General features: G+C 59.4%; 16 protein-coding genes and 1 riboswitch. Of the genes, 11 read left to right on the forward strand and 5 right to left on the reverse strand.

Translation table 11 applies throughout. The features are described from left to right. Nucleotides 1–135: 135 nt before the first annotated feature. The 6 genes from pstS to HMPREF1255_RS07970 all read left to right on the forward strand — a co-directional run bounded on the left by pstS (nt 136) and on the right by HMPREF1255_RS07970 (nt 7,253). The gene (gene pstS, locus HMPREF1255_RS07945; RefSeq protein WP_024111542.1) at nt 136–1,230 is read left to right on the forward strand and encodes a phosphate ABC transporter substrate-binding protein PstS; all 1,095 of its coding nucleotides are present in this window, start codon (nt 136–138) and stop codon (nt 1,228–1,230) included. 115 nt (nt 1,231–1,345) lie between these two features. After that, on the forward strand, nt 1,346–2,332 hold the full coding sequence (pstC, locus tag HMPREF1255_RS07950) for a phosphate ABC transporter permease subunit PstC (RefSeq protein ID WP_016456661.1): 987 nt from the start codon (nt 1,346–1,348) through the stop codon (nt 2,330–2,332). After that, nucleotides 2,329–3,444: a phosphate ABC transporter permease PstA gene (pstA, locus tag HMPREF1255_RS07955; RefSeq protein ID WP_016456660.1), complete on the forward strand. Its 1,116-nt coding sequence runs from the start codon at nt 2,329–2,331 to the stop codon at nt 3,442–3,444. Before pstC ends, pstA begins: the two co-directional genes overlap by 4 nt. A 37-nt stretch (nt 3,445–3,481) precedes the next feature. After that, nucleotides 3,482–4,261: a phosphate ABC transporter ATP-binding protein PstB gene (gene pstB, locus HMPREF1255_RS07960; RefSeq protein WP_024111399.1), complete on the forward strand. Its 780-nt coding sequence runs from the start codon at nt 3,482–3,484 to the stop codon at nt 4,259–4,261. 164 nt (nt 4,262–4,425) lie between these two features. Next, on the forward strand, nt 4,426–5,643 hold the full coding sequence (locus HMPREF1255_RS07965; RefSeq protein WP_024111522.1) for an amidohydrolase: 1,218 nt from the start codon (nt 4,426–4,428) through the stop codon (nt 5,641–5,643). Nucleotides 5,644–5,660: 17 nt separating this feature from the next. After that, nucleotides 5,661–7,253 carry an MFS transporter gene (locus HMPREF1255_RS07970; protein ID WP_024111343.1) on the forward strand — a complete coding sequence of 531 codons (1,593 nt, stop codon included), beginning with the start codon at nt 5,661–5,663 and terminating at the stop codon, nt 7,251–7,253. 65 nt (nt 7,254–7,318) lie between these two features. On the opposite strand, the gene ribH is transcribed toward HMPREF1255_RS07970, so the two are convergent. Genes ribH through ribD form a run of 4 tightly spaced genes read right to left on the reverse strand, consistent with a single transcriptional unit; the run spans nt 7,319 to nt 10,638 of the window. Continuing rightward, on the reverse strand, nt 7,319–7,780 hold the full coding sequence (ribH, locus tag HMPREF1255_RS07975; RefSeq protein ID WP_024111628.1) for a 6,7-dimethyl-8-ribityllumazine synthase: 462 nt from the start codon (nt 7,778–7,780) through the stop codon (nt 7,319–7,321). Then, nucleotides 7,781–9,016, reverse strand: coding sequence for a bifunctional 3,4-dihydroxy-2-butanone-4-phosphate synthase/GTP cyclohydrolase II (locus HMPREF1255_RS07980; protein WP_024111372.1), 1,236 nt, complete (start codon nt 9,014–9,016; stop codon nt 7,781–7,783). After that, entirely contained in the window at nt 9,017–9,619 is a 603-nt protein-coding gene (locus HMPREF1255_RS07985) for a riboflavin synthase (RefSeq protein WP_024111393.1), read from the reverse strand. It abuts the gene before it with no gap. After that, nucleotides 9,601–10,638, reverse strand: a complete 1,038-nt coding sequence (ribD, locus tag HMPREF1255_RS07990; RefSeq protein ID WP_024111363.1) for a bifunctional diaminohydroxyphosphoribosylaminopyrimidine deaminase/5-amino-6-(5-phosphoribosylamino)uracil reductase RibD — start codon at nt 10,636–10,638, stop codon at nt 9,601–9,603. Before ribD ends, HMPREF1255_RS07985 begins: the two co-directional genes overlap by 19 nt. Before the next feature lie 57 nt (nt 10,639–10,695). Further along, a riboswitch (FMN riboswitch) is annotated at nt 10,696–10,817 on the reverse strand. Between the two features lie 204 nt (nt 10,818–11,021). On the opposite strand from ribD, the gene HMPREF1255_RS07995 reads away from it, so the two are divergent. Further along, entirely contained in the window at nt 11,022–12,035 is a 1,014-nt protein-coding gene (locus HMPREF1255_RS07995; protein ID WP_024111592.1) for a bile acid:sodium symporter family protein, read from the forward strand. Nucleotides 12,036–12,100: 65 nt separating this feature from the next. Here HMPREF1255_RS07995 and HMPREF1255_RS08000 read toward each other — a convergent pair whose 3' ends face one another. Further along, entirely contained in the window at nt 12,101–13,525 is a 1,425-nt protein-coding gene (locus tag HMPREF1255_RS08000) for a DUF2079 domain-containing protein (protein WP_036917522.1), read from the reverse strand. Nucleotides 13,526–13,651: 126 nt separating this feature from the next. On the opposite strand from HMPREF1255_RS08000, the gene HMPREF1255_RS08005 reads away from it, so the two are divergent. The 4 genes from HMPREF1255_RS08005 to HMPREF1255_RS08020 are packed head-to-tail and all read left to right on the forward strand — an operon-like array spanning nt 13,652 to nt 17,751. Beyond that, on the forward strand, nt 13,652–14,884 hold the full coding sequence (locus HMPREF1255_RS08005) for a toxic anion resistance protein (protein WP_016456650.1): 1,233 nt from the start codon (nt 13,652–13,654) through the stop codon (nt 14,882–14,884). A gap of 21 nt (nt 14,885–14,905) precedes the next feature. After that, nucleotides 14,906–15,448 carry a hypothetical protein gene (locus HMPREF1255_RS08010; RefSeq protein WP_016456649.1) on the forward strand — a complete coding sequence of 181 codons (543 nt, stop codon included), beginning with the start codon at nt 14,906–14,908 and terminating at the stop codon, nt 15,446–15,448. A gap of 3 nt (nt 15,449–15,451) precedes the next feature. After that, the gene (locus HMPREF1255_RS08015) at nt 15,452–16,660 is read left to right on the forward strand and encodes a hypothetical protein (protein ID WP_016456648.1); all 1,209 of its coding nucleotides are present in this window, start codon (nt 15,452–15,454) and stop codon (nt 16,658–16,660) included. Then, complete coding sequence (locus HMPREF1255_RS08020) at nt 16,657–17,751, forward strand: hypothetical protein (protein WP_016456647.1); 1,095 nt, start codon at nt 16,657–16,659, stop codon at nt 17,749–17,751. Before HMPREF1255_RS08015 ends, HMPREF1255_RS08020 begins: the two co-directional genes overlap by 4 nt. The last annotated feature ends 4 nt before the right edge of the window (nt 17,752–17,755 follow it).

Here is a 17,755-nt window from a genome sequence, read left to right on the forward strand (position 1 = left end):
TTCTGTTAACCTTCCGTTAACCTTGTGTGGGGTTTTTGGTTACAAGCAGTCGTTACCTTTTGAGTTGTTGGGCAAATGCCTACCACTGTAGAAATCTGCAGAATGAAGACTTGAACCGAAAGTCCTGGAGGATTCGTGAAGACTTTGCGTACTGGTGCGGCTGTAGCAGCCGCTTTGACTTTCTCTCTGACCCTCTCCGCTTGTGGCGGCTCCAACGGCACCACCACCGATACTTCAAGCGCTGCCTCGAGCCTGTCGGGCAACCTGCATGGCCAGGGCGCCAGCTCGATGGGCGCAGCCCAGGAAACCTGGATTGCTGATTTCCAGACCGACAACCCTGGTGTTACCGTCAATTACGCACCTGAAGGCTCCAGCGCTGGTATCAAGGCAATGACCGAGGGTAGCGCCGACTTCGGTGGTTCCGACGCATACATGGATGACGAGGAGATGGCTCAGAAGCATCCGAACTGTGGTGAGGGTGGCGTCATCAACCTCCCGGTTTACATTTCTCCGATCGCCATCGCCTACAACCTGGACGGCGTTGACGAGTTGAACCTGACCGCCGACGTTATCGCCAAGATTTTCACCGGCCAGATCACCAAGTGGAACGACCCGGCCATCGCCGAGCTCAACTCCAAAGCCACCCTTCCCGACCTGGCCATCACCCCGGTACACCGTGGCGACGGTTCCGGCACCACCCAGAACTTCACCGACACCCTTTCCAAGGTTGCTCCGGACGTCTGGACCTACAAGCCCTCGAAGGAATGGCCGGCTGAGCTGACCAACGGCGAGGCAGCCCAGAAGACCAACGGGGTAGCTTCCGCGCTGAGCAGCGGTAAGGGCTACATCGGCTACATCGACGCCTCCGGCGTTACCTCCGAGCTGAAGACCGTTAACTACGCTCCTAAGGCTGGCGACGAGTTCGTTGGACCGACCGCCGAGGCTGCCGCCCAGGTCGTCGACAACTCCAAGAAGGTTGAAGGCCGCGCCGAGAACGACTACTCGATCGATCTGGACCGCACTGTTGCAGGTTACCCGTTCGTTCTGATTGCCTATGCGATGGCTTGCCAGAACTACACCGACGCCGCCACTGGCGAACTGGTTAACGCCTACCTTAGCTACGTAGTCTCCGAGGACGGCCAGCAGGCCGCAGCCGATGAGGTTGCCTCCGCGCCGCTGTCGGGCGACCTCGCGACCAACGTCCGCAAGGCCACTGCAAGCATCAAGTAAACATCTGCACAATGCCGTGCCCGACTCCTCAAAATGAGGGTCGGGCTCGGTTTGTGTCAAAGGTGGCTCACGCCACACCCGAATTACTTCTAAACAAAGAAAGCGAATAGAACACATGTCTGCTCCAGTTCGTGAGATGGAGCAGTCTTCACCTGAAGACTCGCTTATCAGCAATCGCGGCCACGCCGGCGATGCCATCTTCAAAGGCATTTCCGTTGGCTCCGGATTGCTAATTCTGGTTATTTTGGCGGCTGTTGCCTTCTTCCTACTTTCGGAAGCCATGCCGGCATTCACCACTCCCGCAGAAGACCTGCCTAGCGGCAACACTTTGCTGTACGTGGTGCCATACCTGTTCGGCACGGTTTGGTCGTCGTTCCTGGCGCTGCTGATCGCAGTTCCGGTCGCCGTCGGCATCGCACTGTACATTTCCCACTACGCACCGAAGAGGCTTTCGACCCCGATCGCCTTCATCATCGACCTGCTGGCCGCTGTGCCGTCGGTCGTCTTCGGCCTGTGGGGCATTATGACGCTGGCGCCGATGATGGTGCCCGTCTACACCTGGCTAAACAAACACCTCGGCTTCATTCCGCTGTTCTCCGGAACTGTGGCGACTAGCGGTCGCTCCATGCTGACCGCGGCTCTGGTTCTGGCCATCATGATTTTGCCGATCATCACCTCGCTTTCCCGCGAGGTTTTCCTGCGTACGCCGAAGCTTCAGGAAGAAGCATCCCTGGCGCTGGGTGCAACCCGCTGGGAAATGATCAATCAGGTGGTTTTCCCATTCGGACGTTCCGGCATCGTCTCGGCGTCGATGCTCGGCCTGGGACGCGCGCTCGGTGAGACGATGGCCGTTGCCATGGTCCTCTCGCCGGCGAACGTCATCAACTTCCAGCTGCTGACCAGCCAGAACCCGAACACCATCGCCGCAAACATTGCTAACACGTTCCCCGAGGCCGGCCAGCTGACCGTATCTCAGCTGCTAGCTACCGGCCTCGTGCTGTTCGTGCTGACGTTCGTCGTCAACATGGCCGGCCGGGCTATCACAGGAAAGAAGTCTTCGTTCGGCGTGGCGAAGCGCGCTGGCAAGGAGGACGAAGAATGAGCACCAATCTTAGAGAACGCCCTGTAGCCCCTGAGATTGATCAAAGCCTGACCGGTGGGCAGCTAAATAAATGGATCCCGCTGGCGACGCTCGTCGTCTGCGTAGTGGTCATGACCGCGCTGATAGCCATGTTCAACCCAGACACAAAAATGTTCGGGCTGTTGGTTGGTGGAATCATCTCCGGCGGCTTGGTGGCGCTGGTCGTGATCTTCGCGCTTAGCTGGTCGGTCGAAGGCCGCCGGCGTGCAATGAACCGCACTATGGCATTCGTCATCTTCGGTGCGTTCCTGCTGGCATGTCTGCCACTGTTCTCGATCCTTTACACGACCATCACCAATGGCCTGCACCGCTTCGACATCGAGTTCTTCACCGAGACGATGCGTAACGTTAAGCCGACCGCTGACCACGGCGGTGCGCTGCACGCCATCACTGGCACCTTGATCGTCACCGGCCTGGCCACCATCATCTCCGTTCCGATCGGCCTGTTCACCGCTATCTACCTCGTCGAATATGGAAAGGGCACGCTGAAGCGTGCGATCACCTTCTTGGTTGACGTCATGACCGGTATTCCGTCGATCGTCGCAGGCCTGTTCGCCTACTCACTGTTCAGCCTGGTGCTCGGCCCGTCAAAGTCCGGTCTGGCCGGCGCCGTCGCACTTTGCGTGCTGATGATTCCATACATCGTGCGTAACTGCGAAGAGATCATCCGTCTGGTTCCAGACAAGCTGCGTGAGGCCTCTTACGCGCTCGGCGTAACCAAGTGGCGCACCATCGTAAAAATCGTGCTGCCCACCTCGATCTCCGGTATCGTCTCCGCGGTCATCATCGCGATCGCCCGAATCATCGGTGAGACCGCTCCGCTGCTAATCACCATGGGCTACACGGCGAGCATGAACACCAACCCGATCCCGACGCCTAACCAGCCGATCAACAACATGACCGCTCTTCCGGTTATGGTTTACTACCAGTACATGCAGGCCCCCGGACGCAATCCCGACGCGTCGTATGCGCGCTCATGGGCCGGCGCTCTGGTGCTGGTGCTGATCGTAATGCTGCTAAACATCGTCGGACGCTGGGTGGCAAAGAAGTTCGCGCCCAAGATCAACCGCTGACCCCAACAACATTAAATAAAGAGAAGGACCAATCAATATGGCTAAGCGCATGGAACTCAAGGACTTGAACGTCTATTACGGCGACTTCAAGGCCGTCGAAGGGGTCAACATGGTGATCGAGCCCAACGCCGTCACCGCGTTCATTGGCCCGTCCGGCTGTGGCAAGTCGACCGTTCTCCGCTGCCTCGACCGCATGCTCGAGTTGACCCCGGGCGCCCGCACCGAGGGCCAGGTCATGCTAGACGGCCAGGACATTTACGCATCCAACGTAGACCCGGTTCGCGTTCGTCAGCAGATCGGCATGGTTTTCCAGCAGCCGAACCCGTTCCCGACCATGAGCATTCGCGACAACGTTCTGGCCGGAATCAAGCTGAACAACCGCAGGATGCCCAAGAGCGAGCAGGACGACCTAGTCGAGCGTTCGCTGCGCGGCTCGAACCTGTGGGAAGAGGTCAAGGACCGCCTGGATCTGCCCGGTAACGGCCTTTCCGGCGGTCAACAGCAGAGGCTCTGCATCGCCCGCGCGATCGCGATCCAGCCGCAGGTGCTGCTGATGGATGAGCCTTGCTCGGCTCTCGACCCGATCTCCACCCTGGCAATCGAGGACCTGATTCACGAGCTGAAGGAGAACTACACTGTTGTCATCGTGACGCACAACATGCAGCAGGCATCGCGCGTTTCCGACAAGACCGGCTTCTTCAACATTGAGGGCACCGGCAAGCCGGGCCACCTGGTTGAATTCGATCAGACCGAGAAGATCTTCACCAACCCGTCCCAGCCGGAAACCGAGCGCTACATCACCGGCCAGTTCGGCTAATCAAAACAAACCACGTGAAGAGGGCAGGAGCCAAGCGGCTCCTGCCCTCTTTGTCATGCGACATTCGCCAATTAACGGGCTGTTTAAGTTTCTAGCAACGAATAAGGTTGAAAATTAGTTCAACTAAATAAGTGAGTCTCTGGGAGGCTTGAGAAAGGAACGAGATGGCCACACTCGATATTGCTAAGGCACTGGATTCCATCAAGGACTGGCAGGAGGAGTCTTATGTCCACCTGCATAAGAACCCAGAGCTTTCGATGCAGGAATCTGAAACCTGCGATTTCATCGAAAGAGAACTCGAAAAATTTGGTTACAAAGTTCAACGAATCGGAGGGGGAGTAGTCGGTGTCTTGGAAAATGGCGAGGGAGCCACCGTTCTTTTCCGCGCGGATATCGACGGTCTACCCGTCAAGGAAAACACTGGGCTTGACTACGCCTCCACCATCACCCGCACCGATGAGAACGGCAACGAGGTGCCGGCGATGCACGCCTGCGGCCACGACTTCCACATCATGGCCAATCTGGGCGCTGCCCGGGTGCTTTCAGATAACACCGACTCTTGGAGTGGCACCCACATCGCGTTGTTCCAGCCGGGCGAAGAGACCGCTGCGGGAGCCAAGTCGATGGTCAACGACGGGCTGGTGGACAAGCTACCCAAACCAGACGTGGCCTTCGGCCAGCACGTCCTTGCTTGCCCGATGCGCGCCGGGCAGGTCGGCACCCACGCAGGCCCGATTCTCTCGACGGGCGCATCCATCAAGGTGACGCTGCACGGCAAGGGCTCGCACGGTTCGATGCCGCACATGGGCGTCGACCCGGTGGTGCTCGCCTCGTCTATCGTGCTGCGCCTGCAGACGGTGGTTTCGCGCGAGATCAACCCGTTCGACATGGCAGTGCTGACGGTCGGTTCGATTCAGGCGGGCTCCAAGTCCAACATCATCCCCGACACGGCGACCCTGCTGATCAACATCCGTGCCTACGACATGGACGTGCGCGAACAGCTGCTCGAGGGCATCAAGCGTGTCGTAAACACCGAGTGCGAGGCGTCGAACTGCCCGCAGGACCCGGAGTTCGAGGTGTACGACTCCTACCCGCTGACCGACAACTCCGTGGAGATCACCGAGAAGGTGACGAATGCTTTCGTCGAGCACTTCGGCGAAGAACGCGTCATGGACTGCGGCGAGGTTTCGGCATCAGAAGATTTCAGCTTCATTCCGGACGCATTCGGAATCGAATACTGCTATTGGGGCTTCGGCGGCTTCGAAGAGGGCGCCCAGACATATCCCAATCACAACCCCGCGTTCGGGCCGGTCATGGAGCCGACCCTGCGCACCGGCACCGAGGCGGCGATCGTCGCCTGCATGGCTTGGCTGAAGGGCTAACAAGAAGGGCTAACAAAATGACAACTACCACACCAAAAACCGAATATCAGGGCACAGAGAAGTTGCTCTGGGGCATCGTCCTCGCGGTGGTGACGTTCTGGCTATTCGCCGGAACCGCGGCAACCGTCGCGCCCAATATCATGCAGGACATCGGCAGCGACAACATCGACCCTGCAGGAATGAACTTGGCCGTATCCATCACTGGCCTGTTCTCGGGCCTGTTCATGGTGCTGCTTGGTGGCTTTGCCGACCGCTTCGGCCGTGTGAAGATCACGCTGCTCGGCATTATCCTTAACGCCACTGGTTCGCTGCTGATCGTGTTTGCGACCGGCGCTGCCGCTTTGCCTTTGCTGCTCGTCGGCCGAGCAATTCAGGGTCTCGGTGCTGGCGCGATCATGCCGGCCTCGATGGCTTTGGTTAAGGCATACTGGGATGGCCCCGCTCGTCAGCGCGCCGTCTCGATGTGGTCGATTGGTTCGTGGGGTGGCTCCGGTTTGGCCGCGATCTTCGGCGGCACCGTCGTGCAGTTCGTCGGCTGGAGGGGCATCTTCATCGCCTCGATCATCATCTCGGTGATCGCTTTCCTGATGATTGTGGGCACTCCGGAAAATAAGGTGGTATCCGAGGGCCAGAACCACAAGTTCGACATCGTCGGCCTCATCTTGTTCATCATCGGAACGCTTGGCCTGATGATCGTTCTGCTGTACGGCTCCAAGCTTGGCTGGACCAGCTTCACTGCGCTCGGCTTGGCATCTATAGCTATCGTCGCTTACGTGCTGTTCATCTACTGGGAGCTGAAGCAGTCCAATCCCTTCATCGACTTCGCGCTGTTCAAAAACACCACGTTCACAGGTGCGACGATCTCGAACTTCCTGGTTAACGGCACCATCGGCATGTTGATCATCAGCCAGCAGGTGATTCAGCTCGCCGGCCACAAGGCCGACGGCTCGCTGTACACGGCGTTCGACGCAGGCCTGCTTTCGCTCGGCTACGGCGTGTGCATCATCGCGTTCATCCGAATCGGGGAGAAGCTGCTGCAGCGCTTCGGGCCGCGCAAACCCATGATCTGGGGCTGCATGATCACCATCCTCGCCTGCGTGCTGCTGATGATGACCCACCTGCTGATCGGCCAGTACGTAATCCTCGCCATCATCGCCTACTGCTTGTTCGGCTTGGGCCTGGCGTTCTACGCGACGCCGTCAACCGACGCTGCGCTGGCAAACCTGCCCGCTGCTCAAGCCGGCTCGGGCTCTGGCATCTACAAGATGGCGTCGTCTCTGGGCGGTGCAATCGGCACAGCGATCTCCCTGGCCGTCTTCTACGGCCTGCAGGGTTCTAAGGTGCCCGACGTGCTCGCCATGGCCGGCCGCAGCGACAACGCGTCCCTACGACTAGCCGCCATGGTGGCGCTCGGTGTTTCGCTGGTATTTTTGCTGGCCGCGATCGTCTCGATCACTACCACCGTCCCCAAGGGTGGCGGCTCGGCCAACGGCCCTGAGGAAAGCCCGGACCCAGAACCCCAGGCAACCCCCGACGACGAGCGTCGCGAGATTCTGAACCGCCTCGCGAGCCTGTCAATCGAGGACCTGAGGAAGCTAGACCAGGCCTAAAACCGCGCAAAAACTATCGGGTGCATGAGCGACTTTGCTCAGCTCATGCACCCGATAGTTTATTTTTATACGCTTTCGATGGCCTCTAAGGTTGCTAGGACGGCCCCAGCGGCCTCACGTCCTTTGTCTTCTGCGGAGCCAGGAAGTCCGGAGCGGTCGATGGCCTCCTGCTCTGTGTTACAGGTAAGCACGCCAAAACCGATGGGCTTTCCGGTGTTCACCATCACCTGAATCAGGCCCTGGGTTGCGCCCTCGCACACGTAGTCGAAGTGCGGGGTGCCGCCGCGCACGACGACGCCCAGCGCGATCATGGCGTCGAACTTGTCGGCCAGCCGGGCGCAGGCGACGGGCAACTCGAACGTTCCGGGTACCCTAACAACGGTTACCTCTGCGCCGGCTTCCTCGAGAGTCTGCGAGGCGCGCTCGGTCAGCGCGTCAGTGACCTTCCCGTACCACTGGGCTGCGATCACAGCCACCTTGCGGCCCTTACCGTTGACGGAGATTTCGGGGAGTCCTTCCTTGGACATTTATGCCTCCTTAGGCACTAGATGCTCGGGCAACTTATGGCCCATCCGGTCTCGTTTGGTTGATAGATACCTAGCGTTTTCTTCGGTGATCCCGGTGACGATCGGGCGGACCTTAGAGACCGCGATGCCGAGCTTCACAAGCTCTTGCGACTTCTCCGGGTTGTTGGTGAGAAGCTGTACTTTGTCCACACCGAGATCCTGCAGAATCGCGACTGCCGCGCCGTATTCGCGGGCGTCGATAGGCATGCCCAGAAGCGTCTGAGCGTCGACGGTGTCTGCGCCATTGTCTTGCAGGCTGTACGCCTCAAGCTTGGCCATCAGTCCGACGCCGCGTCCCTCGTGACCACGCAGGTAGACGAGCACGCCGCCCTCCTTGCCGATGATCTCCTGCGAGAGTTCCAGCTGCTCGCCGCAGTCGCAGCGCATTGAGCCGAGCGCGTCGCCGGTCAGGCATTCGGAATGGACGCGAACCACCGGGTTATCGCCTAACTCGCCGCTGATCAGAGCGACGTGGCTGGTCCCGGTTCGCAGGTCTCGGTAGCCGAGCAGCTTGAACTTGCCGAAATGGGTGGGCAGCACCGTTTTTGCGACCAGCTCGACGCGGTCGTAGCGCTCTCGCCATTTCTCCAGCTCGTCGATCGTGACGACTGCCAGGTCGTTGTCTTCCCCGAGCGCCAGGACGTCCGGGGTGCGCATCATGCGGCCGTCGTCGTGGACCAGCTCGCCGATGGCGCCGACAGGTGGCAGCCCGGCCAGGCGGCAGAAGTCGACGGTTGCCTCGGTGTGGCCGCGGCGGGTGAAAACGCCGCCCTCGCGGGCGCGAAGCGGCAGGATGTGGCCGGGACGAATGATGGCTTGCGGGGTTGCGTTAGGATCAGCCAGTGCGCGCAGGGTGGTTGCGCGGTCTGCCGCGCTGATGCCCGTCGTCACGCCCTCGGCCGCATCGCAAGAGAAGGTGTAGGCGGTCAGCTTCGGGTCCTGGCTGTTCTCAACCATCAGCGGCAGGCCAAGCTTGTCCGCCAGCGATTCGGGCATCGGCGCACACAAGTAACCGGAGGTGTGGCGAACCATCCAAGCAACCCACTTAGGGTCGGCGTTGAAGGCAGGAAGTACGGCGTCGCCCTCGTTCTCGCGGTCTTGATCGTCTAGCACCAAAATGGGGCGGCCGGCCCTAAGCTGCTCGAACGCGGACTCGATGGTGGCGAAACCGTTCACTTTCTTGATTTCGGGGTGCATTTACTTGCCTTCGTTCATTCGTTCTAGATAGGTGACGATGTATTTGCCGATCATGTCCGCCTCGAGGTTTACTTTGGTGCTGACGGGGCTAGAGCCCAGGATCGTATCGGAAAGGGTTGCAGGGATCAGCGAGATCGTGAAGGAGCTTTCCAAAACGTCGACGACGGTCAGCGAAACACCCATTACCGTCACCGAACCCTTTGGGACGAGGTAGCGCAGGAAGTCGGCGTCGGCGCTGATCTCGAAGAGCTCCCAGTCCTCGCCGGGGGAACGCTTGACGATTTCACCCAACGCTTCGACGTGGCCGGCGACGATATGGCCGCCCAGGCGCGCGTTCGCGGCCATCGCGCGTTCCAGGTTCACCTTGTCGCCGGTTTGCAGGTCGCCGAGCATGGTCATCCGAAGGGTTTCGGCCATGACGTCCGCAGTGAATACGTCCCCATCCAGTTCGACGGCGGTCAGGCAGACGCCGTCAACCGCGATCGAGCAGCCAAGAGTGGCGTCAGAGGTGGCGATTGGGCCGCGAACGCTAAGACGCATCGACTCTGCGCCCTTATTTACGGCGACGATCTCGCCGATCTCTTCTACGATTCCGGTGAACATGGTTTCCTATCTGTTGGTTTCAAGATGATTAGACAATCGTCGTCGAGCTGTTCAACGTGAGTGATGTGAAGTCTTTTGATGTCGGCCATCGTGGAGATCCCAAAGTCCCCGATCAGCGGCTTGCCCGCGCCCAGCAGCGATCCGGACAAATAGCAGACGACCTCGTCAACCAGGCCCTCACGCACGAAGGACGCGGCCAGGTTAGCGCCGCCCTCCAGCCACAGGTGATGGACGCCTCTGGCGCTCAACTTTGCAAGGCCGGCACGGATGCCTTGAGTGGCGAATAGGGTGGGTGCTTCGTCGGAATAGACGTTGAAGTTTTTCGGTATTTCGCGGGCGCCAAACACCACCCGAATCGGCTGGCGTTTCGCGAGGCTACCGTCTGGGTGACGGGTGGTTAGGCGCGGGTTGTCTGCTAGCACCGTGCCGGTGCCAACAGCGATCGCTCCGGCGCTTGCCCTGCGCTCGTGAACATCGGCGCGAGCGGATTCGCCCGTAATCCACTGCGAGGTGCCGTCGGTGGCAGCCGTCCTGCCGTCAAGCGTGGCGGCCACCTTCCAGGTGACAAACGGCCTGCCCTCAAGATAAGAGAAAGTCCAGTATCTGTTCAGCCTGGTGGCTTCTTCAGCCAGCAGGCCGCCTTGAACATCCACTCCGGCGCCCCGCAAAGTCTCGGCGCCGCCGGTGGCGTCCGGGTTGGGGTCCGGTTGGGCGAAGCGGACACGCTTAACTCCGGCCCTGATTAACGCCTGCGCACAAGGGCCGGTGCGTCCGGTGTGGTTACATGGCTCGAGGCTGACGTAAGCGGTCGCACCGGAAGCGTCGCCGGCGTCCTTGAGCGCGGCTACCTCTGCGTGGTCGGTTCCGGCACCCTTGTGCCAACCTTCGCCAAGTACTTTTCCGTCACGAACCAAGACGCAACCGACGCGCGGGTTGGGGTCTGCCTGGGGGCTGCGGGCGGCGAGCTCTATGGCGCGGCGAATGAAGAGTTGATCTGCAGACGAATTCTGCTTCGACATCTAAAGCCCCTTTCTGCCAATAGGCTCGGGGCCTCGCGAGGAAAACCTCGCAAAGATTTTGTGCGCCTCCCATCCGGACTTTAACCGTCGGTTCCGGATTTCCACCGGATCGGCCTGCTGGTGCAGGTTCGCGGACTATCACCGCCGGTTCAGACTTTCACTGACCCCGGGCAATGTTCATTGAACCACGTAAGTGTTGCGTATTCAACGCGGCAAAGCTAACGAATGTTTACTAGACGTGTACAAAAGAGCAACACGATGCAACAAGAGGTGGGTTAAGCCGTTTTTGCAGATTTGGAAAACCAAAACATCTAATGTTGCGGACTAATCTCATAAAATGAACATTGTGGTTCAAACTTTGGGAAAAACTTAACCTTTTCCTCATGTCTAATAACAACCTCGGGGTTCTGGAAAAGAACCGGCCCGAACAGAGCAAAACCAGCAAGCTGACCCAGGAAGACCGCTCGGCGACCATCGCCGTCACCCTTTTCCCGGTGTTGATTATTGCTGCGGCGCTATTTGGATTCTTCGTGCCCGACGTCGCGAAGAGCATCGTGCCCGCAGTCAACCCGCTGCTGATTGTCATTATGTTCTGCATGGGTCTGACGCTGAGGCTCGAAGACTTCAAACTCGTTTTCACCCGCCCTCTTCCGGTGCTGGTTGGCGTCGTTGCGCAGTACGTCATCATGCCGCTGGTTGGTTGGGGCGTTTCCAGCCTGCTTGGCTTGCCCCCAGAAATCGCCGCTGGCGTTATTCTGGTTGGCTGCGCGCCCGGTGGTACGGCGTCCAATGTCGTCGCTTATCTGGCTAAGGCCGACACCGCGCTTTCAGTGACGATGACCTCCATCTCGACGCTGTTAGCCCCGATCTTCACCCCGATCCTGACGCTGCTGCTGGCCGGACAGTACATGCCGGTTGACGCGAAGTCGATGGCGTTGTCGATCGTCCAGATCGTTCTGATCCCGGTTGTCGGTGGTCTGGTCGTCCGCACGCTGCTGCCGAAGGTAGTCACCCCGGTGCTGCCCGCAATGCCGTGGCTATCCGTTGTGGCGATCTCCCTGGTTGCGACGGCTGTCGTCGGTAACTCCGTAGATCAGCTGGTCAAGGCTGGCTGGATCATCTTCCTAGCCGTCATCTTGCACAACATCCTCGGCTACCTGCTGGGCTACGGCCTGGGCAAGGTCACCAAGCGAGGCGAGCGCGCTAGCCGAACGATATCCATCGAGGTCGGTATGCAGAACTCCGCGCTCGCTGCGGGTTTGGCCGTCCAGTACTTTAGCCCTGCGGCAGCTCTGCCGGCCGCCGTGTTTTCGGTCTGGCACAACCTTTCCGGCGCACTGCTCGCGATGTTCTACCGTCGCAGCGCCAACAAATACCTGGAAAACACTGAAAACTAATTAACTAAATAAGAAAGCCTCGGTGACGAGGGCTTTCTTATTGTGTAGAGAATTTTCCTGCTCGATCATCCTGCGAGCGGGCCGCATTCTGTGCGCGGGCCCTGATAGTCGCCAGATCGCAGAAGTATGGAACCACCTTCGCGAGCGATCTGCGTGTATCCGGTGGCGAGCGCCTTGTCGTATTCGTCTTGGGCGGTGATCGACTCGTCGACGGGGTGGGGTAGCTCGTCTGCGTGCAGGACGATGAAGTCCGGTTTTGGGGCCTCGACTCCCGGCACGGTGACCCGCGTCCTGTCGGTCAGGTGCGGCACGAATCTTTCGGAGGCGGTAACGCAAACATTGTCCGGGATCTGGGAGATGATCTTTTTCTTGTTGGCCACTTGCTCGCGCAGCTGCGGCGGCCTGTCGAACATGGTGCCGAGCGGGAACATGTCGTTGTTGATTCCCGTGCTCAAGACGGCCTGAGCGAGAAGAATCGCTGCGGCCAGCCAGGTCGAGACCTTACGAATTCGATCTTTGGCGATCAACTTGGCTAAAACCGGGATCACGGCCATCGTGATGATCGTCCAAACCGGCGCGTTGTAGTGGTATTCGGTGGTCCACAGCGACTCGCGGTCGGCTAGGAAGCGCTGCAAAACGATTGGCATGGCAACCAAGCTGAACTTAGAAAACAGTGGCAAAAACCCGAGTGGTATGAGCAGGGCGAGCAGCGTCCTGGTCTTGTCGAACGGCAGGAAGAGCGCTTTGAGGATGGCGACCGGCCCCTCCTCTAAGACGCTGTATTGCCAATAGCCAAAGCCGTCACCGAACGCCGGGACGATGACCATCGTAACCAAAAAGAACGCGACGAAACCGATTGCCGCAAGCGCGATTCCCTGCTTCCGCGGCTTGCGCAAAGCCCGGATGAACCCGAGCATGAAAACACACGCGCCCATGTCCTCGCGCACCAAAAGCAACAGCAGGCAGGAGGCGAAAAGCTGCCTGTCTCGCGGATGCTCTTCATCTAAAGAAAGCGCCGCCCATGCCAGCAGCGGCAGTGCGAAGGCGATCTCGTGAAACTCGAAATCCGCCATCGCCTGCAGGGGCCAGCCGAAGGCGTAAATCGCGGTGACCAGCGCAGCCAGTATGCCGGGCAGCTTGCGCCTGGCAAAAACCCAAACCAGCCAGATCGATGCGGCCATCAGCACGGATTGCACGATTAGCAGCACGCGTGGATCGTCCCAGATCCAATAGAGAGGGGTGATGAGAATCAAGATCGGGTGGAAGTGATCGCCAAGCAGGTTAAAATCGATGCCCTTCAGCGGCGAGTACGGCGGCATGAAGTGGGCGTAATGGCGGATTGCCTGGTCGAAGATCCCGACGTCATAGCCTGCGGTCTTGAAGTCGACGTGGCGGATGACTGAAAGCCAACAATAGGCGCTAAACGCGAGGAGGGTAATTATCGCCCCGCTCCACCGCCACAGATTGTTCTTCAAGGATGAAGTTTGCATCCCTCAATATTAGGGCCAATGAATAACAGCGAAATAAAGCAAAGAGTTCGCCCGTGCAACACCCAAGTTCTTCCGGCATGTTTAGTCGGTGGCTAAAGTAGAAGGCAAAAGCTACTTGGAGGCAAGATGAGCGAACCGACCAATACACCGCTGACTCCGCCCGCACCGAGCACGGAGTTAAATCTTTCCGTGCCCGAGCCCCCGCAGCCGGTGGTGGCCGAGCAGGCAAGCTCGATAGCGCCGCCCGTCGACGAGGCGAAGAAGCCGGAGCTGGATCGTAAGGTGGATTCTTTCGTTGATTCCTTGCTTAGCGAACAGATCGGCAGTCCCAACTTCGCGGCTAAGGCCGACGTGGTTCGGGCCATGGGCGACGCAGATATTCGTCGCGCTGCCGAGGCCTCCAACAGGTTGCTGGACACACCAATCCAGGAGGTCAATTCCGGTGGCATCAGCGAAGTCAGCCAAGTCGGTCAGAGCCTGGTTGAACTGCGTCGCGTTGTTGAGGAGCTGGATCCGTCTGCCGTCTCCAAGCCCAAGCGCAAGATCCTTGGCATCTTCCCGGTCGGTCAGAAGGTGGAGGACTACTTTCGCAAATACCAGTCCAGCCAGCAGCATCTGAACGCCATCCTGCACTCGCTTCGTTCCGGCCAGGACGAGCTGACCCGCGACAACGCCAGCCTGAACATGGAGAAGGTGCAGCTGTGGGAAACGATGGAGCGTCTCAACCAGTACATTTACATGGCCGGGCAGCTGGACGAGCAGTTGAGCGCAAAGATCGAGGAGCTGAAATACTCCGACCCGGCTAAGGCCGACACGCTGAGCAAGGATGTCTTGTTCTACGTGCGACAGAAGCATCAAGATTTGATGACGCAGCTTGCCGTGTCCATCCAGGGTTACCTCTCGATGGACATCATCATTAAGAACAACATCGAATTGATCAAGGGCGTGGATAGGGCGTCGACCACCACGGTATCCGCACTTCGAACTGCCGTCCTCGTTTCGCAAGCGTTGGGCAACCAGAAGCTCGTGCTTGACCAGATCACCGCGCTCAACCAGACCACCAGCTCCATGATCGAAACCACCAGCGAGATGCTGAAAAACAACTCCGTTGGCATTCAGCAGCAGGCGGCCAGTTCGTCGATCGGCATGGAGAGCCTGCAGAAGGCTTTCGAGAACGTCTACGAGACGATGGACTCCATCGACAACTTCAAAGTGGAGGCCCTCAAGACAATGGAGCAGACCATCGGTACGCTCGAGAGCGAGGTGTCCAAGTCGCGGTTGTACCTGGATCGGGCAAGACGCTCGGAGAACAACCGCGTCATCGCCAACCCGCTCGACGTCCCCGAGCTCGACAGGTAGGCAGGCGAGGAAGGAATATAAATGGGTCTGTTTGATTGGCTGAAGCCCAAACCACAGGCGGAGCCTGAGCCCGAAATGCCCGCTCCGCCCTCGAACGTAGACATTGAGCGCGCGCTTCGTAAGGCCGAGGAGATGGTGGAGAACAACCAGGTTTCGACGCCGGTGCTCGCCAGGGTGCTGCGGGTCACGCACCTGGTTAGGGGCATCCTGCCAAGGCTGGAAAATCTAGGCGTGTCCAGCGAGGAAGCCTACACGGTGGTGGCCACCGCCACCGAGTACCTGCCTGAATCGCTTGCCGGCTACCTGGCTCTGCCTCGTGACTGGGCCGACACCCGCCCGGTGGCAAACGGCAAATCCTCCCTGCTGCTGTTGATTGATCAGCTCGATCTGCTCGCGCTGACCACCTCGCGCATGGCGGACGCAGCCAACCGTCAGGACGCGGCGACCCTCGTCGCGCAGGGTGCGTTCCTGGACGCCAAGTTTGGCGGAAAGAATCTTGCTCCCACCAAACTCGACGACCCGGAACCGACGGCTAAGGCGTCCGGGCCGCTGGACATCGAATAAGCCGTGCAATCAGCGAAGACGAAGGGCAAAGACTTCTCCGTTGCGTTCGATAAACCGATCGACTCGGCGGTCTTGCGCAAGGATGCGTCTTTACAAAAGGCTCCAAACATTCCCCGCAGCCTAAATTTTCTACGGGCCATAAGCGTTCTCGCCTGTTTCGTTTCCGGCATGCTCGGCATCTGGTCGGCCGCGGGTTCGGATGAATTCGTCCAGTCTTTTAGCGATTCCGCGTCAAGCATCGTAGACGTCCAGACGGTGAAGTCTGACGTCTACACGGCTGACGCGTTGGCGGCGAAAAGCATCGTGGCGGACGAAAACGACGACTATCTGCAGCCGCTTCAAGAAGCCGCAGTCATGCTTTCTCAGCAGATGAGGGACGCGCAAGCCTCCGTCGCCTTGTCAAAACAGCTGCCGGGAGCGGCGGCCGAACTCGGCAAGCTTTCCGCCAGCGGCGACTCCCAGACTCTAAACCAGTCGAAGCAGTCTAACGATTCTGGGGTTGGCGCGGAGGCGAACGCCCAGGTAAACGCTCTTTCGGACAAGATAAGTTCGCTACCCAAGGGTTCCACGTACCGCTTCATGTGGCTTCTCATGCCAATAGCTGTGTTGATTTACCTCAACGTCCGGCACGCCCAGTTGACTCGCCGGGTGTTTAACCTCGGCTTGCTCCTTGCTACGCTGCTGAGCGCCGGGAGCATGTATCTGCTTGGCACCAGCGGCCAGGCTTCAGCGAGGATGGTCGGCACGGAGCACGAGCAGGCATACACGAGGCTTCGCATTGATAGTCAGACACTAAGCGATTTCGCCATCGCAAGATCTACCGGAAACCGCGCGGTGGCGGCTGCGAGCCTCGACGCCGGAGCCCAGGAGATCTCGGAGGACTGGTCGAGACAGATCGAAGACATTTCTGCTGGGGTGCTCGTCACGGACACCAGCTTCGAGGTGCCATTCGACACCTACAAGGCTGCGCAGTCGAAGGCCGTCGAGGAGCCGAGCGCGCAGAATATTTCTGCAAGTGACGAAGCAGCAGACGCCCTGGCTACCAAGCTTTCGCAGAAGAGCGAATCGAGCAGATCTGAAGTGAGCGCACAGGCCGAAGACCAGCGACGGGCCAACAACCGAAATCGTCTTTTGGCCGTTGGGCTGAACGCTGCTGCCATGCTGCTCGCCGGGTGGGGGCTTTCGCAGCCGCTGCGAAAGTACCTGCGATGAGTTACGCGTTGACCCCATCGGCCCCCGGAGCGATCGGGCGCGGGGCGTCGCCAATGGATAACCGCAAATACCTGATCGAGTTAGGCGAGTGGCTGGGGCAACGCCGGGCCGAACTCGACGAGCTGGACGCTGCCGCACAAAAGGGCAAGGATCCTGAACGCCTCGTTTCCGACATTGCGCTCGGGATGGCGCTCTGGCAGGCAATCAAGACCAGGTATCAACGGCTGCTTGCGATTTGGGACGGCGGCAGGGTCGGGCCCAGGCAGTGCGAGGAACTCGCCAACTTAACCTGGGGCAAGCTGGACGAGGCCGACAACACCGCGGCCAGCGGGCTATCGCTACCCGAGGCCTGCAAACTATCTGACGCGTTAACAGGCCAGTTGCGCCAGAACCTGATGATCGATCCATCCGGCAGCGAAGTGCTGGCCAGGACCCGCCAGATTCGCGCCGGGCTGGAACGAATCCGTGACCAACTAACTTTGACCTCTGGCGACGATCTGGTGCAGGCGCAGTCGCGGTTCCAAGAACTCGACGCAAGGCTTTCCGCCGTTCTCGAACGTTCGGGCAGGGGAGCCGACGTGGGCGGTCTGCTGGGGCCGCTCGAAAACGATACCGCAAGGCTCGAACGCGACTTGATCGTCGGGGTTGCGAAGCATCAGAAGCGTCAACAGTTTGCTTCTCCGTCTGCGCAGACGGCCGTCGCTGTCAGAGACCGCCTAGCGCAGCGGAAGAAAGCTCTCGACCTTCTCGCACAAGAGGCGAGAGGTATTCCCGGCGCGCCCGATCTGGTGGTCCCGGACGTCGCCGTTTTAGGTTCGGTTCCCGAAGACGAGGAGGCGATCGAGCGCTACCTCAACAGGCTGCGTCGCCTCGAGTCTGCAATGGAACAGGTGGAGCAGGCCTATAAAGAAGCGCTGACTCCGTCGCCTGGTTTGGCGCAGCTGCAGGCAGGTTTGGACGCCATCGCGGACGCAATTTCTACCGGCTTGGTGAACAGCGATCAAAAATTGTCAGAGGTCGTCGATAGCCTAGATACAGCAGTCGAAAACTACCGTTGCTGGCTAGCCGAACGCAGCCGGCCTGGCGAGTGAAAGG

This window comes from Propionimicrobium sp. BV2F7 (genome assembly GCF_000510445.1).
In the GTDB taxonomy this organism is placed as follows: domain Bacteria; phylum Actinomycetota; class Actinomycetes; order Propionibacteriales; family Propionibacteriaceae; genus Propionimicrobium; species Propionimicrobium lymphophilum.

What these genes read in the sequence shown, in the direction of transcription:
- pstC (WP_016456661.1), top strand. Translation starts at nt 1,346, where the DNA reads ATGTCTGCTCCAGTTCGTGAGATGGAGCAGTCTTCACCTGAAGACTCG.
- pstA (WP_016456660.1), top strand. Translation starts at nt 2,329, where the DNA reads ATGAGCACCAATCTTAGAGAACGCCCTGTAGCCCCTGAGATTGATCAA.
- pstB (WP_024111399.1), top strand. Translation starts at nt 3,482, where the DNA reads ATGGCTAAGCGCATGGAACTCAAGGACTTGAACGTCTATTACGGCGAC.
- HMPREF1255_RS07965 (WP_024111522.1), top strand. Translation starts at nt 4,426, where the DNA reads ATGGCCACACTCGATATTGCTAAGGCACTGGATTCCATCAAGGACTGG.
- HMPREF1255_RS07970 (WP_024111343.1), top strand. Translation starts at nt 5,661, where the DNA reads ATGACAACTACCACACCAAAAACCGAATATCAGGGCACAGAGAAGTTG.
- ribH (WP_024111628.1), bottom strand. Translation starts at nt 7,780, where the DNA reads ATGTCCAAGGAAGGACTCCCCGAAATCTCCGTCAACGGTAAGGGCCGC.
- HMPREF1255_RS07980 (WP_024111372.1), bottom strand. Translation starts at nt 9,016, where the DNA reads ATGCACCCCGAAATCAAGAAAGTGAACGGTTTCGCCACCATCGAGTCC.
- HMPREF1255_RS07985 (WP_024111393.1), bottom strand. Translation starts at nt 9,619, where the DNA reads ATGTTCACCGGAATCGTAGAAGAGATCGGCGAGATCGTCGCCGTAAAT.
- ribD (WP_024111363.1), bottom strand. Translation starts at nt 10,638, where the DNA reads ATGTCGAAGCAGAATTCGTCTGCAGATCAACTCTTCATTCGCCGCGCC.
- HMPREF1255_RS07995 (WP_024111592.1), top strand. Translation starts at nt 11,022, where the DNA reads ATGTCTAATAACAACCTCGGGGTTCTGGAAAAGAACCGGCCCGAACAG.
- HMPREF1255_RS08000 (WP_036917522.1), bottom strand. Translation starts at nt 13,525, where the DNA reads ATGCAAACTTCATCCTTGAAGAACAATCTGTGGCGGTGGAGCGGGGCG.
- HMPREF1255_RS08005 (WP_016456650.1), top strand. Translation starts at nt 13,652, where the DNA reads ATGAGCGAACCGACCAATACACCGCTGACTCCGCCCGCACCGAGCACG.
- HMPREF1255_RS08010 (WP_016456649.1), top strand. Translation starts at nt 14,906, where the DNA reads ATGGGTCTGTTTGATTGGCTGAAGCCCAAACCACAGGCGGAGCCTGAG.
- HMPREF1255_RS08020 (WP_016456647.1), top strand. Translation starts at nt 16,657, where the DNA reads ATGAGTTACGCGTTGACCCCATCGGCCCCCGGAGCGATCGGGCGCGGG.